Below are 15,008 nucleotides of genomic sequence, written 5' to 3' on the forward strand. Positions count from 1 at the left end.
CCGCATCGGCCGCCGCAGCGGCCTCCGCACTGGCGTACGACGGAACCGCGATGCTGGGCCGCCAGCTGCGGCGTATCCGGCACAACCCCGGGCTGCTGATCCTCACCCAGACCATGCCGGTCACCATGCTGCTGTTCTTCGGCTACGTCTTCGGCAGCGCGCTGGCCGTGCCCGGCGAGGAGTACCGGGCCTTCCTGGTGCCGGGGCTGCTGGTCGCGACGGCGGCCAACGGCATCATGACGGGGATGTTCCAGGCCGCCCAGGACTCGCACCGGGGCGTCACGGACCGCCTCCGTACGCTGCCGATGAGCAGGGCGGCCGTACCGCTCGGCCAGGCCGGCGCCGATCTCGTCGTCACCGCCGCGGGCACGGTGCCGTTCCTGCTCGTGGGGCTCGCGGTGGGCTGGCGGATCGAGGGCTCGGCGCTCGAAGCGGTGGCCGCCGTGGCGCTGCTGCTGCTCTTCCGGTTCGCGACCACCTGGGTCGGGATCCTGCTGGGGCTCGCTTCCCGGAGCGAGGAGGCGGCCGGGCAGCTCGGCGGCGCCACGTTCCTCCTGCCGCTGCTGTCGAACGCGTACATCCCGACGGACAACCTGCCGGGCTGGCTGCGCACACTCGCCGAGTGGAACCCGATCAGCGCGGTCACCACGGCCCTGCGGGACCTGTTCGGTAACGCGCCCGTGCCGGCCGACGGCGCCTGGCCGGTGACGCACCCCGTCGCGGGCTCGCTGGCCTGGTGCGCGGTCCTCATCGCGGTGTTCATGCCGCTCGCGGTCCGCCGGTACGCGAACGGCAACCGCTGACCCTCCGCCTCAAAGGGCCGCGAGGAACTGCGCGACCAACCCCCACACACCCGCAACCGCCCAACCCACTCGCCACCCCCACCTCCCCGGACACAGCCCCGCCTCAAAGGGCCGCGGGGAACCGCGCGACCAACCCCCACACACCCGCAACCGCCCAACCCACTCGCCACCCCCACCTCCCCGGGCACAGCCCCGCCCCAAAGGGGCGCGGGGAACTGCGCGACCGGCCCCCACGGACCCGCAGCCGACCAACCGACCCGCCGTCCCCACCCCTCGGCCCATGCATGACAAAGCCGCCGCCCGCGGGTCATGATCCCCAGCATGGAGCCGCAACCCCTGCCCCAGCCGCTGCCGCTGGAGGGCATCACCGTCGTCGCCGTCGAGCAGGCCGTCGCCGCGCCCTTCGCCACCCGGCAACTCGCCGATCTGGGGGCGCGGGTCATCAAGGTCGAACGCCTCGACGGCGGCGACTTCGCGCGCGGCTACGACACGGCGGCGGGCGGCCTCGCCTCGCACTTCGTGTGGTGCAACCGCGGCAAGGAGTCCGTCGCCCTCGACCTGAAGGACCCGCGCGGACTCGACGTGGTGCGCCGCCTGATCGCCGGCGCCGACGTCTTCGTGCAGAACCTCGCGCAGGGCGCCGCCGCACGGCTCGGCCTCGACGCGGCCACCCTGTGCGCCGCGCACCCGCGGCTGATCGCCGTGGACATCTCGGGTTACGGGCCCTCGGGGCCCTACGCCGACAAGCGCGCGTACGACATGCTCGTGCAGTGCGAGGCGGGCCTCGTGTCCGTGACCGGGCAGCCGGTCAAGGCGGGCATTCCGGCGGCCGACATCGCGGCGGCGATGTACGCGTTCTCGGGGGTGCTCGCGGCGCTGGTGCGGCGCGGGGCGACCGGGCGCGGCGGGCCGGTGGAGGTGGCGATGCTGGACGCGCTGGCCGAGTGGATGGGGCACCCCCTGCACCATGCGATGCACGGAGGCACTCCCCCGGCGCGCACCGGGCTCGCGCACGCCGTCATCGCCCCCTACGACGGCTATCGGACGGGTGACGGCGGGCAGGTGCTGTTGTCGGTGCAGAACGACCGGGAGTGGTGCCGCCTCGCCGAACAGGTGCTGGAGCGGCCGGAACTGGCCCACGATCCGGCGTACGCGACGAACGCGGCCCGGGTCGAGCACCGGGAGCGTACCGACGGACTGGTCGCCACGGCGTTGGCGGCGCTCACCGCGCAGGAGGCGGTGGCGCGTCTTGAGGCGGCCGGGATCGCCTGCGCGCTGCTGAGGGACGTATCGCAGGTGGCGGAGCATCCGCAGCTGGCGGCCAGGGACCGGTGGCGGGATGTCCGGTCGCCGGTCGGGCCGCTGCGCGCTCTTCTGCCGCCGATCACGCTGCCGGGCGGGGGCGCGGCGAAAATGGGGCCCGTACCCGCACTCGGGGAACACACCGAGGCGGTGCTGCGTGCCGTGGGGATGACGGACGATGAGATCGCAGCACTGCGCCGGGACGGTGTGTCCGCCTGAGCGCGGGTCGGGGTTCTGCCGGTCCTGCTGATTCCGCTGGTCCTGCTCGGTTTCGGCCGCCTCTCAGCGACCGGGGCCGCCTGTCAGCGGCCGCCGAACAGGGAACGGCGCAGCCGGCGCAGCGGTGCGAAGAGCGAGACCCGCCTCACCCGCGCACTCCTGCCGGTGCGGTCGTGCGCGGTGTCACGTGCGGTCAGCTCGCGCATCAGAGACGTCGCCTCGGCCGCCTCACGCTGAGGGATGGCAGGGCCACCCATCACCGAAAGATGGCGGTCGAGGCGCGAACTGGTCGCGCTGCTCCCACACGTGATCGCAGGGACTCGCGCCCTGCCACGCACTGTTATCTGTTCCATGTCACTCCCCACCCATACGAGGGCACCCGGCCCGGGCAGGTTAACCCTATCGCTCCCTCATCACACTCGTGTATCCCGGGCACGGGATTCACCTACCCGCTAAGGAGGTTGACGATTACTCTCCGAATCCGAGTGATTTCAGGGCGAGTTGGACAACCGGTGCGGTAGTTGGCTGCGGAGAGCCGCCGTCGGGCTCGACGGTCACAGCGAGTGAGATCGCGTCCGTGTTCAGTCCGGTGGCAATCAGGGGCGTGTCGCCGTCGAGGAGCCCCAGGGAGCGCGGCTTCCCCTCCGGTCGCATGAGCCACAGCTGATGGACTCTCTTGTTCGTGGGGGTGCCGAGACCGGCCGAGGTGACGACGGCGGTGTGCTGCGAGGCGGACGCCACGACGCCGATGCCCTGACCGTTCGCGTCCCGTCCGGTGCCCGACCGCGCGTCCGGCGCCGCGAGAACGTGGGCGATCTCACGTGCCTGCGCCTGCTGTTCGGCCAGTTGGTCCTGTGTTCGGGACGCCTGCATGCCGAAGAGCGCGGCGACGACGAGAGCGGCGGCGGCCGTGGTGGAGGCGAGCGGGATGAGGAAGGCCGAGAAGGGTGAGCGGCGGGCGCGGGAGGGCGGCCGTTCCGCGCGTGCGCGTGCCGGGGGTTCCGCGGTGGGCGACTCCTGAGGGGTCGTCCGGATGGCCGTCAGGACCCGGTCGCGCATCGCGGCCGGGGCCGGGGCGGCCGTGGACCAGGCGAGGCGGACCGCGTCCTCGCGCAGGGCGCGTACCTCGGCGGCGCAGCTGTCGCAGCGCTTCAGGTGCTTCTCGAATCGTTTGTGCTCATGGAGTTCCAGGGCGTCGAGGGCGTACGGGGCGGCCAGCGAGTGCAGTTCGCTTCGGCGGAAGATGCTGGTCATGCGACACCTCCGAGGCAGTCGCGCAGCCGCGTGAGTCCGTCGCGCATACGGGTCTTGACCGTGCCGAGCGGCAGGGAGAGCCGTTCGGCCACTTCGCGGTAGGTGTAGCCGTCGTAGTAGGCGAGGGTGACGGACTGTCGTTGCAGGGCGGTGAGCCGGTCCAGGCAGCGGCGTACCCATTCCCGTTCGAGGCCGGCCTCGACCTCCTCGGCGACATGGTCGAAGGCGGGTCCGTTCCCCCGCCGGGCCATGCGCAGTTCGCGTTCCGTGGCGGAGCGGGCGCTGCGGACCCGGTCGACCGCCCTGCGGTGCGCGAGGGTCAGGACCCAGGCGAGTGCGGTGCCGCGGCCGGGGTCGTAGCGCGCGGCGGAGCGCCAGAGTTCGAGAAGCACCTCCTGCGCCACCTCCTCGGACTGGGCCGGATCCCGCACCACGCGGCGCACCAGCCCGAAGACCGGCCCGGACACCAGGGCGTACAGATCCTCGAAGGCCTTCTGGTCACCTCCGGCCACGAGGACCAGAAGTTCGTCCGCCTCCACCCGTTTCCCCCTTCGCCGGTCTGAACGGCTCGTCCCGTCCTCACGTATTCGGCGCAGGAACGCCGTCGGATGGGGTTACGGATCAACCGCTCGAAAACGCGGGTGAATCCCGAACCAATCCTTCTTCCCCGCGGCTCCGAATGGCGTGCATCAGGCATCACCCACCGACGCGGTACGAGCGTGGGGGCGGACCGGTCGACAGGTCGCTCCCGCCACATCACCGCCGGAACACAGCTTTGGGACAGAGGACGGACGGCATGACACCTTTCACCAGCGGGTTCGTGGGACGCAGGAGCCTCGCGACCCTTGTCTGCGGTGCGCTGGCCACCGGCGGGCTCGCGGCCGTCGGCGTGACCGCGCTCCAACCGGGGGCGGCGAGCGCCTCAAGTCACCGGGAGGCTCCGCTCATCTCGGGGCAGCCGCAGTACGACAACACGGACGTGTACGCGTTCGCGAGCCCCGACAAACCGGATACGACGACCATCATCGCCAACTGGATCCCGTTCGAGGAGCCGGCCGGCGGACCGAACTTCTTCCCGTTCGCCGAGGACGCGCAGTACGACCTGCACATCGACAACAACGGTGACGCGCAGGGCGAACTGGTCTTCCGCTACACGTTCGAGACGCACGTCAAGAACGACAAGACCTTCCTGTACAACACCGGCCCGGTCGAGAGCCTCGACGATCCGGACCTCAACATCACGCAGACGTACGACATAGACCTGCTGCAGCTCAAGGACCAGCACCTGGTCAAGAAGACGAAGTACGCGGACGACGTGGATGTCGCGCCGTCGAACGTCGGCAAGGCGTCCATGCCGGACTACGCCAAGCTCCGTTCCCAGGCCGTGCACGAACTGCCGGGCGGGGCGACCACGTTCGCCGGCCAGGCGGACGACCCGTTCTTCCTCGACCTGCGCGTCTTCGACCTGCTGTACGGCGGGAACCTGTCCGAGGTCGGCAACGACACCCTCAAGGGCTACAACGTCAACTCCGTCGCCCTCCAGCTCCCGAACGACGTGATCCAGGAGTCGGCCGAGCAGCCGATCGTGGGCATCTGGTCGACGACGCAGCGCAAGAGCGCGAGCGGTCACTACCGGCAGGTCTCGCGTCTCGGCATGCCGCTGGTGAACGAGGTCGTCAACCCGATCAAGGACAAGGACAAGTTCAACGCGTCCGCGCCCTGGAACGACGGTGACTTCCTGAAGAACGTCACCGAGCCCGAGCTGCCGAAGCTCATCGAGGCGATCTACAAGATCGAGGCGCCCGACGAGCCCCGCAACGACCTGGTCGACGTCTTCCTGAAGGGTGTCGAGGGCCTCAACCAGCCCCCGCACGTGCGCCCTTCGGAGATGCTGCGTCTCAACACCTCCACCGAGCCGGCCGCCGAGGAGAAGCGTCTCGGCGTACTGGACGGCGACAACGCGGGCTTCCCGAACGGCCGGCGCCTCGGCGACGACGTGCTGGACATCGCGCTGCAGGTCGTCGAGGGCGAACTGGTCGGCTCCAAGAACGACCTGGGCGACGCCGTCGACAAGAACGACGTGAAGTTCGAGAAGGCGTTCCCGTACGTCGGTCAGCCGACCTCGGGCTCGCGCGGTCCGCTGGCCAAGGGCACGACCGGCACCAACGACGTGCGCAACCAGCTCGGTGACGCGCTGCAGCCCGCCGGCACCAGCGGCACGGGCGGTATGGACGACACCACGCTGATCGCCGTCTCGGCGGCCTCGGGCGCGGCCGGGTTCCTGCTCGTCGGCACGGGTCTGCTCTGGTGGCGTGGTCGCCGCCGGGCGTACTGACCCGCACCTGAGCGGTCCCTGACTGGCGCGGTCCGTGCGTAACCGTCCCCCACGGCGCACGGGCCGCGCCACCCACCGGATCCACCGCATCCACCGCATTCACCACCTGAACCACTTTTTCCAGCATGGCGATTGAGGAGAGCGCAATGTCCCCGCGGAGCAACGACGACGCGCAGGAGAGGGACCTCGTCGACGAGGCCGCCGACCCGGTCGGGACGGCGGAGACGACTGCCGACCTGTCTGAGACGGCCGCGACGGCAGGGGCGGCCACGACGGCAGGGGCGGCCGAGGTGACAGGAACGGCCGAGGCGACGGGGGCGGCGGGGGCGGTCGGGACCGATCCGGCTGCGCCCCCCGGGGAGCGCCGGGGATCCGCGCGGTCCCGGGTGCTGCAGCTCGCGGCCTGCGCCGTCGCTCTCGCCGTCGCGATGACCGCGGGGGCCGTGGTGCTGGGCAACAGGCACGGCGACGACACGAGCACGGTGTCGTCCGCGCCCGGCCTCAACCCCGAACTGCTGGCGGGCGGCAGCCTGGCTTCGGGCATCTCCGCACTGCAGTCCCACCTCAAGGCGCAGCCCAAGGACTCCGGCGGCTGGGCCACGCTGGGCATGGCCTACGTCGAGCAGGCCCGCACCAACGGCGACCCGTCCCGCTATCCGCAGGCGCAGCGCGCGCTGGAGCGGTCGCTGAAGCTGACCCCCGACAACGATCCGGCGCTGGCGGGCCGGGCGGCGCTGGCCGCGGCCCGGCACGAGTTCCCCGAGGCGCTGACCTACGCGGAGAAGGCACTGGACGAGAACGCCTTCAACGAGCGCGCGCTGTCGGTGCGCGTCGACGCGCTGGTCGAACTGGGCCGCTACAAGGAGGCGGCGAAGGCCGCCGACGAGGCCGACTCCCGCCGCCCGGGCGTTCCGGTCTTCACCCGGTACGCCTATGTACGTGAGCTGCGCGGCGACATCGGCACGGCACGCCGCGTCCTGAAGCAGGCGCTGTCCGGTGCGACCGCGCCCGGGGACATCGCGTACGTGGCGGGTTCCCTGGGCCAGCTCTCCTGGCGCGAGGGCGACTACGAGGTGGCGCTGAAGTACTACGAGCAGGCGCTGCGGGCCGACGGGACCTATCTGCCGGCGCTGGAGGGGCGGGCCCGCGCGCAGGCCGCGAACGGTGACCGGGGGGCCGCCATCCGCGGGATGGAGGAGGTCGTGGCGCGCTTCCCGCTGCCAGGACCGCTGGTAGTGCTCGGCGAGCTGTACGAGGCACGCGACGGCGAGGAGGACCCGGCCAAGGCCCGCGACCAGTACGCATTGGTCAACGCCTGGACCTCGCTGGCCCGCGCCAACGGCGTCAACGCCGATCTGGACACCGCCCTCGCGGCGGCGGACCACGGCGACCGCAAGGCCGCCCTGCGCGCCGCCCGCGCGGAGTGGGAGCGCCGGCACACCGTGCACACCGCGGACGCGCTCGCCTGGGCCCTGCACGTCAACGGCCGTGACGACGAGGCCCTGGCCCACGCCCGGCGCGCCACGGCGACCGGCTACCGCGACGCCACGTTCCTCTACCACCGCGGGATGATCGAACGCGCCACGGGCCACGAGAAGGAGGCCCGCGCCAGCCTGTCGTCGGCGCTCGAACTCAACCCGGGCTTCTCGCCGGTGGGCGCGAAGCAGGCCGAGAAGGCGCTGACCGCCCTGGGCGGTGCGCGGTGAGCGCCCTCACTCCGCGCGAACTGCGCGGGCTCCGTTCCCGTCTCACCCGGAACCGGCGGGCGCACATGCGCCGCCGCGCGTACGGGTCCTGCGTGGCCGTGCTCATGGCCGCCTGCGCGCTCGTGCTGATCCCCTCCGGGACGGCTGCGGCGCACCCGCTGGGGAACTTCACCGTCAACCGGTACGACGGTCTCGTCGTCGCGCCCGGAGAGCTGCGGGTCCTGCATGTGGAGGACCTCGCGGAGATCCCGGCGACACAGGCGCAGCCCGCCATCGACAAGGCGGGTATGGGGAGTTGGGCGCGGGAGCGGTGCGGGACGGCGGCCGGGCGGAGCCGCGTGACCGTGGGCGGGGAGCCCGTCGCGCTGACCGCCGGCGAGAGCCGTGCCCGGGTGCGGCCCGGGCAGGCCGGCCTCAAGACGCTCCGGGTGGAGTGCCGTTGGACGGCTCCGCTGCCCGACGGGAATCTGGCGCTGCGCTTCCGGGCGTCCGTGGACGACGGTCCGGGCTGGCGCGAGGTCACGGCGCTCGGCGACCGGATGACGCTCGCCTCCTCCGACGTACCCGAGAAGTCAGTCTCGGGTGAACTGACCAAGTACCCCGCGGAGTTGCTGTCGTCCCCCGCGGACACGGCGTCCGCCTCGCTGCGCGTGCGCCCCGGTGGTCCCGCGCTCGTCGAGGAGAACACCGACGCGCCCGCCTCGTCCGTGCTGCCGCGCGGCGCCGACCGCTTCACCCGCGCGCTGGACGACCTGGTCTCCCGCCACGACCTGACGCCGGGCTTCGCCGCGCTCGCCCTGGGCATCGCCGTACTGCTCGGCGCGCTGCACGCCCTGGCTCCGGGGCACGGCAAGACCATCATGGCCGCCACGGCCGCCGCCCGCGGCAACGCCACGATGCGTGACGTGCTGCCGCTCGCCGCCTCCGTGACCGTCACCCACACACTCGGTGTGGTCGCCCTGGGCATCCTGGTCACCGCCGGTTCGGCGGCGGCGCCCTCGGTGATCGCCTGGCTGGGCGTGACCAGCGGCGTCATCGTCACGGTGGCCGGCGCGACCCTCGTACGCCGGGCCTGGCAGCAGCGCGGACACGGGCACGGCCACTCGCACAGCCATGGCGTCGGCCATACGCACAGCCATGGCCCGACGCACACACCCGACCACGGACATGGGGAGGAGCACAAAGGGGGAGAGCACAGCCACGGCGACGGGCACGGGCACGGGCACAGCCATGGGCACGGGCACGCCCACCCGCACCCGCATCCGCACGCCCACTCGCACGCCCCGGCTCTCAAGGTCAAGGACACGCTTCTGCTGGGCTTCGCGGGGGGTCTCGTCCCCAGTCCCTCCGCCGTCGTCGTGCTCGTCGGCGCGGCGGCGCTCGGCAAGGCCTGGTTCGGGCTGCTGCTCGTCCTGGCGTACGGAGCCGGGCTCGCGCTCACCCTCACCGCGGCCGGTTTCGCCGTGGTCAAGGTCGGCAGCCGGGTCGCGAAGGCGATCGAGAACGGCGCCCGCTGGTCGGGCGGGAGGACTGCGGCGCTGGTCCGGCGGGCCACGCCTCTCGGATCCGCGTTCGTAGTGGTGGCCCTTGGGGCCGGTTTGGTGTTCAAGGGGGCGGCAACCGCACTCGGTTGAGCTACTTTTGGTCAGAATCGTGCGGATGCGAAGAGGGGGACGCCCGTGTCCGAAGAACCGGGCAGTGAACGCGTGATCGCGGGCCGCTACCGTCTTCTCTCGCCGCTGGGCGAGGGCGGGATGGGGACGGTGTGGCGGGCCCGCGACGAGGTGCTGCACCGCGAGGTCGCCGTCAAGGAGGTACGGGCCCCGGGCGGACTGCCGGGCCCGGACGCCGAGCGGATGTACGCGCGTCTGGAACGGGAGGCCTGGGCCGCGGCCCGGGTCTCGAACCGCAATGTGGTGACGGTCTACGACGTGGCGACGGAGGACGGCCGTCCGTGGATCGTGATGGAGCTGATCCGCGGGATCGCGCTGTCCGACGCGCTGGACGCCGAGGGCCCGCTGTCCCCGCAGCGCGCCGCCCACATCGGCGCGGAGGTGCTCGCCGCGCTGCGGGCCGCGCACGAGGCGGGGGTCCTGCACCGGGACGTGAAGCCCGGCAACGTCCTGCTGTCGAACGACGGCCGTGTCGTGCTCACCGACTTCGGCATCGCCACGGTGGAGGGCAGTTCGGCGCTGACCATGACCGGCGAGGTGATCGGCTCGCCCGAGTTCCTCGCCCCGGAGCGGGCGCTCGGCCGTACACCGGGGCCCGAGTCCGACCTGTGGTCGCTCGGTGTGCTCCTGTACGCGGCCGTCGAGGGCAACTCTCCGTTCCGTCAGAACACCCCGCTCAGCACCCTGCGCGCGGTCGTCGACGAGGAGTTGCCGCCGCCGCTGCGGGCGGGTCCGCTCGCTCCGGTCATCGAGGGGCTGCTGCGCAAGGACCCGGCGGAACGGATGTCGGCCGAGGACGCCGAGCGGGATCTGCGGCTCGTCTCGGCCGGCGGCACACCCCGTACGGGCACCGCCCCCTACGCGCCGACGGTCGCGGCGTTCCCCCGGCCGGACCGGCGGGACACGACCCCGCCGACCCCGGTGCCGGCGTACTCCCCCGCCTCCCCCGCCTCCCCCGGCTCGCAGCGGACTCCGACCGTCACGACGACGACCTCTCAGCCCGATCGTCCCCGGCGCGCCATGATCGTGATGATCGCGGGCCTCGCCGCTCTCGCCCTGGCCATCGCGGGCCTGAGCTACGCGCTGATCAACCGCGACGACGGAGGCGACGAGGGCGACGGGGCCAACAGCTCGAACGGCGGGACGACCGGCGGCTCGACGGGCGGGGACGACAGCGGCGGCACCGACGGGGGTGGTACCGACGGCGGCTCGACCACGGACGACTCCGGTACGAGCGGGTCGAACGGCGGCTCGACCACGGGCGGCGGGAGTACGACATCCGCGCCCACCCGGTCCGTGAAGGTGACGGTCTCGGGCTCGCACACCGACTACAACGGCGTCTGCCCGCCGCCCGAGGCGGGGGCTCCGACCTTCACGGCGACCTTCACCGTGGACGTCGAACCGGTCGATGTGAAGTACCGCTGGGTGACGGAGACCGGCGAGGTGTCGGACCCCGGCTGGAAGACCCTCGCGTTCCCGCGGGGCGGCGGGAAGACCAAGCAGAACACGGTCGTCCTGACGACGTACGACACGTCCGGGACGCTCACGAACAAGATCGGTGTGGAGGTCCGCAGGCCGCAGCAGACGAAGTCGAACCAGGTGCCCTTCTCGGTGACCTGCGAGTCGGAGGCCCCGACGGGCGGGACCTCCGACTCCGGTACTCCTCAGGCACTGGCCCCGAACGGGGCGCTCAGGCCGCGGGGTTGATCGGACCGCGGGATTGATCGGACCACGGGGTTGATCGGACCACGGGGTTGATCGGACCGCAGCGGTGATCAGGCCGCGAGGTCGATCAGGCCACGGCGGTGAAGACGGGCAGGTAGCCGCCCGACTGGCCGGCGGCGGTCGGGTGGTAGGACTCGCCGATGTTCAACCAGTTGACGCTGTGCAGCCAGGCGCTGCCGGAGCAGATCTCGTGGTTCGTGAAGGTGGGGCGTACGTCACCGAACGTGAAGCCGTGGTCGGCGGCGCGCTTGGCGATGGCGCTGTCCAGGTAGTCGGCCGCGCCGTTGATGGCGGCCCGTTCCGTCTCGGAGAGACCGGCCAGGCAGCTGCCGCTCAGCTTGTAGAAGCGGGGGTAGCCCAGGACGACCACCTGGGCCGCCGGGGCCTTGGCGCTGATCGCCGAGTAGACCGAGTCGAGCTTGCCGGGGAGTGTCGAGTCGACGTACGCCTTCGCGGTGTTGACGCGGGCGACGCAGGCGCTGTCGGACTGCAGGACGCAGGTCGTCATGACGTCGGAGAAACCGGCGTCGTTGCCGCCGACGGAGATCGAGACGAGGCCGGTGCCGGAGTTGAGCGGGCTCAGCTGGTTCGCCAGAACATCACCCGTACGAGCGCCTGAGCAAGCCGTGAAGTCGAAGGACGAGGGTGAATGCGCCGCCGCCCAGAGGTAGGGGTAGGCCTTCGTGCTGCGCTTGCAGTCGCCGCTGGAGCTGATGTAGCCGCCCGCGCCGACGCCGGAGGAGTAGGAGTCGCCGAGGGCCACATAGCCCGTGGCGGCGGCCTGTTGGGACGCCTGGGCCGTCGCTGCCCCGGTGAGGGCGAAGGCGGCGGCGAGGAGAAGTGATGTCACGTATGCCGTAAGTCGGGAACGTCTCATGGAACCTTCCTTTAGCAGGATCTCTGCCGTGACTTTGGTACCAGCCACGCGTGTCACCAGGAAGTGTTCATGCCAAGACTTTTCTGGACAGGCAGGTAGTTCTTCCTGGCGTTCACCACACGTTCGATTGCGTGCTCATGTCAGACATGTGACATACCCTCAACTCCCTTGAGCTACGCCCGTAGATCGATCACGCTGATGTCTCAACCGGTAGCGGAACGCGACGCTCCCGGCTGTGCGCGCAATCACGTGCGCACCCCCCACAGACGCGCGCCCCATCCCAGGCGCGCGCCGCCTATGAGGAGGAATCCCTCGTAATGGCACAGCTGCGTAGCAAGAAGATCCGGATCGCCGCGGCGACCTCCGTGGTGACCGCCGCCCTGCTCGGCGCCGTCACCGCCCTCCCCGCCCAGGCCGCGCCGGCCGAGGGCCGGGTCCTGGCGGCGGACTCCCCCACCGCCGTCAAGGACAGCTACCTCGTCACGCTCAAGAAGGGCGCCGGCTTCAAGGCCTCGTCGGCCCAGGGCAAGAGCCTCATCAAGGGGTACGGCGGCACCGTCGCGAAGACGTTCGGCGCCGCGCTGAACGGCTACTCGGCGAACCTCTCCGCGGCGGAGGCCCGCAGACTCGCCGCCGACCCGTCGGTGGCCGCGGTCGAGCAGAACCAGGTCGTGCGCGCGAGCGACACCACCCAGTCCAACGCCCCCTGGGGCCTGGACCGCTCCGACCAGGCGTCGCTGCCGCTCTCCGGCACGTACACCTACCCGGACTCGGCGGGCAGCGGTGTGACGGCGTACGTCATCGACACCGGTGTACGCATCACGCACTCGCAGATCAGCGGGCGGGCCAGTTACGGCTATGACGCCGTCGACGGCGACACCGTCGCCTCGGACGGCAACGGTCACGGCACGCATGTCGCCACGACCATCGCGGGCTCGACCTACGGCATCGCCAAGAAGGCGAACATCGTGGCGGTCCGCGTGCTCGACAACGCCGGTTCCGGCACCACGGCGGGCGTCATCGCCGGCATCAACTGGGTGACCGCGAACCACAGCGGTCCCTCGGTGGCCAACCTGTCGCTCGGCGGGGGCGCGTCCTCGACGCTGGACGCCGCGGTGTCCAACTCCATCGCGAGCGGGGTGACCTACGCGGTGGCGGCGGGCAACAGCAGTGCCAACGCCTCGTCGTACTCGCCGGCGCGGGTGGCTGCGGCGATCACGGTCGGCGCCACGACCAGCACGGACGCGAAGGCCAGCTACTCGAACTACGGGTCCGTTCTGGACATCTTCGCGCCCGGGTCGTCGATCACAGCGGGCTGGAACACGAGCGACACGGCTACCAGCACGATCTCCGGTACGTCGATGGCCACGCCGCACGTCGCGGGCGCGGCGGCGGTCTACCTGGCCGGTCACACCTCGGCCACCCCGGCCCAGGTCGCCACGGCCCTGACGAACGGCGCCACCACCGGCAAGGTCACGTCCCCCGGCACAGGCTCCCCCAACCGCCTCCTGAAGATAGTCCCGTAACCCCTCCCACCACGGCCGGCTCCCCGTCCCCCATCCCGGGGGGCGGGGAGCTGCCGCTTTTCGTCTACGGACCGGTGGAGACGCCAGCGGCGCGGGGAACGGCGCAATCTTTCGGCTTCTAGGGGCGCGGGGAACGGCGCAGTCCTTTGACCTTCAGGGGCGCGGGGAACGGCGCAGTCCTTCGGCTTTTAGGGGCGCGGGGAACGGCGCGACAAGCCACAACGCACCCGCACTGATCCCACGGGCCCCGACCGCCCAGCTTCCGGACCACCACAGCCCTGTAACAGGACGGCACCCGGGCCCACCCGTAGACCCCCGCGGACACCCGCGGACGCAACGCGGAAACCGGATGCACGGCGCGTCCGTGTGACGGATCATGTCGGCATGTCTGCCAACCCGCACGACGCTCTGCCGATCCGGCTCAACGTCGACGACAGCGACTCACCGTCGGACGTCGTCGACGCGCTGTTCCTCGGCCGCTTCGCGACGGGCGAGCAGCCGCACTCCCACTCGGCGAACATCGACCGCGTACGGTCCGGGGTCTCCCTCCTCCCGCCGGACGCCCGGGTGTTGCGGTCCGCCCGCGACGACGACCGCAGCGCGACGCTCGCGGAGGGCGACGGCTGGACGCTGCTCGTGTCGCGCTGGAACCGCGGCGCCGACGTGACGGTCACCGCGACCAGCGAGGAGCTCGCCGAGAAGGTCCTCGGCCAGGCCACGGACGGCGCGGCCGACGAGCCCGAACCGCAGCCGGAGAACGTGACCATGGGGTTCTGGTACGTGTCACCCCGGCGCGGCCCGCACCGCACGACCCGGCAGATCTCGGCGGGTACGTGGGAAGAGGTGCGCGGCAACTACACGGCGCCGGTGGCGGACGCCATGGACGGCCTGATGAAGACCACCCCCGAGGACATCGCGGGCCGGCTGCTGTTGCTGCACGGTCCGCCTGGCACGGGCAAGACCTCGGCGCTGCGTACGCTGGCGCGCTCGTGGCGGGACTGGTGCCAGGTGGACTGCGTCCTGGACCCGGAACGGCTGTTCTCCGACGTCGGTTACCTGATGGACATCGCCATCGGCGAGGAGGACGGCTCGGGGAAGGGGCGCTGGCGGCTGCTCCTCCTTGAGGACTGCGACGAACTGATCCGCGGCGAGGCCAAGCACACGGCGGGGCAGGCGCTCTCGCGGCTGCTGAACCTCACGGACGGACTGCTGGGCCAGGGCCGCAACGTCCTGGTGGGCGTCACGACCAACGAGGACCTGGAGCGCCTGCACCCCGCGGTGGTCCGCCCCGGCCGCTGCCTCGCGCGCATCGAGATCGGCCCGCTGACCCGCCGGGAGTCCACGGCATGGCTGGGCACGGACGAGGGCGTGGGCCGCGACGGCGCAACCCTGGCGGAGCTGTACGCCCTGCGCCGGGGCACCACCCCGACTTCGGTCCCCGACCAACGGAGCGACACGGAGGCAGGCCTGTACCTCTAACCCCCACCCTCCCGAACGGGTGTACGGGTGTACGGGTGTACGGCCGCAGCCCAACTCCCCGCCGCACCACGCCCAACCAGCCCGGCGCACGGGGCAGGGGGCAGGCGCC

General features: G+C 71.7%; 12 protein-coding genes. 8 read left to right on the forward strand and 4 right to left on the reverse strand.

Annotated features, from left to right (window positions below; all coding sequences use genetic code 11):
- Positions 1-50: 50 nt before the first annotated feature.
- Positions 51-803 (forward strand): ABC transporter permease, encoded by a 753-nt coding sequence (locus ACH4DZ_RS22900; protein ID WP_398289230.1) that lies wholly within the window; start codon positions 51-53, stop codon positions 801-803.
- Between the two features lie 309 nt (positions 804-1,112).
- Positions 1,113-2,324 (forward strand): CaiB/BaiF CoA transferase family protein, encoded by a 1,212-nt coding sequence (locus ACH4DZ_RS22905; protein WP_398289127.1) that lies wholly within the window; start codon positions 1,113-1,115, stop codon positions 2,322-2,324.
- An 83-nt stretch (positions 2,325-2,407) separates the two neighbouring features.
- Here ACH4DZ_RS22905 and ACH4DZ_RS22910 read toward each other — a convergent pair whose 3' ends face one another.
- The 3 genes from ACH4DZ_RS22910 to ACH4DZ_RS22920 all read right to left on the reverse strand — a co-directional run bounded on the left by ACH4DZ_RS22910 (position 2,408) and on the right by ACH4DZ_RS22920 (position 4,165).
- Positions 2,408-2,677 (reverse strand): hypothetical protein, encoded by a 270-nt coding sequence (locus ACH4DZ_RS22910; protein ID WP_107021126.1) that lies wholly within the window; start codon positions 2,675-2,677, stop codon positions 2,408-2,410.
- A 115-nt stretch (positions 2,678-2,792) separates the two neighbouring features.
- Entirely contained in the window at positions 2,793-3,578 is a 786-nt protein-coding gene (locus ACH4DZ_RS22915; RefSeq protein ID WP_398289128.1) for an anti-sigma factor domain-containing protein, read from the reverse strand.
- Positions 3,575-4,165, reverse strand: coding sequence for a sigma-70 family RNA polymerase sigma factor (locus ACH4DZ_RS22920; protein ID WP_398289231.1), 591 nt, complete (start codon positions 4,163-4,165; stop codon positions 3,575-3,577). Before ACH4DZ_RS22920 ends, ACH4DZ_RS22915 begins: the two co-directional genes overlap by 4 nt.
- Before the next feature lie 209 nt (positions 4,166-4,374).
- Here ACH4DZ_RS22920 and ACH4DZ_RS22925 point away from each other — a divergent pair, with 209 nt between their 5' ends.
- The 4 genes from ACH4DZ_RS22925 to ACH4DZ_RS22940 all read left to right on the forward strand — a co-directional run bounded on the left by ACH4DZ_RS22925 (position 4,375) and on the right by ACH4DZ_RS22940 (position 10,999).
- Positions 4,375-5,913, forward strand: a complete 1,539-nt coding sequence (locus ACH4DZ_RS22925; protein WP_398289129.1) for a DUF4331 domain-containing protein — start codon at positions 4,375-4,377, stop codon at positions 5,911-5,913.
- A gap of 146 nt (positions 5,914-6,059) precedes the next feature.
- Complete coding sequence (locus ACH4DZ_RS22930) at positions 6,060-7,619, forward strand: tetratricopeptide repeat protein (RefSeq protein WP_398289130.1); 1,560 nt, start codon at positions 6,060-6,062, stop codon at positions 7,617-7,619.
- Between the two features lie 65 nt (positions 7,620-7,684).
- Positions 7,685-9,253: a sulfite exporter TauE/SafE family protein gene (locus ACH4DZ_RS22935; protein ID WP_398289232.1), complete on the forward strand. Its 1,569-nt coding sequence runs from the start codon at positions 7,685-7,687 to the stop codon at positions 9,251-9,253.
- Positions 9,254-9,298: 45 nt separating this feature from the next.
- Positions 9,299-10,999 (forward strand): serine/threonine-protein kinase, encoded by a 1,701-nt coding sequence (locus ACH4DZ_RS22940; RefSeq protein ID WP_398289131.1) that lies wholly within the window; start codon positions 9,299-9,301, stop codon positions 10,997-10,999.
- Positions 11,000-11,084: 85 nt separating this feature from the next.
- Here ACH4DZ_RS22940 and ACH4DZ_RS22945 read toward each other — a convergent pair whose 3' ends face one another.
- Positions 11,085-11,894, reverse strand: coding sequence for an SGNH/GDSL hydrolase family protein (locus ACH4DZ_RS22945; protein ID WP_398289132.1), 810 nt, complete (start codon positions 11,892-11,894; stop codon positions 11,085-11,087).
- A 317-nt stretch (positions 11,895-12,211) separates the two neighbouring features.
- On the opposite strand from ACH4DZ_RS22945, the gene ACH4DZ_RS22950 reads away from it, so the two are divergent.
- Positions 12,212-13,420, forward strand: a complete 1,209-nt coding sequence (locus ACH4DZ_RS22950) for a S8 family peptidase (RefSeq protein WP_398289133.1) — start codon at positions 12,212-12,214, stop codon at positions 13,418-13,420.
- Between the two features lie 384 nt (positions 13,421-13,804).
- Positions 13,805-14,899, forward strand: coding sequence for a DUF5925 domain-containing protein (locus tag ACH4DZ_RS22955; RefSeq protein ID WP_398289134.1), 1,095 nt, complete (start codon positions 13,805-13,807; stop codon positions 14,897-14,899).
- The last annotated feature ends 109 nt before the right edge of the window (positions 14,900-15,008 follow it).

Source organism: Streptomyces sp. NPDC017991, from assembly GCF_044328075.1.
Classification (GTDB): Bacteria; Actinomycetota; Actinomycetes; order Streptomycetales; family Streptomycetaceae; genus Streptomyces.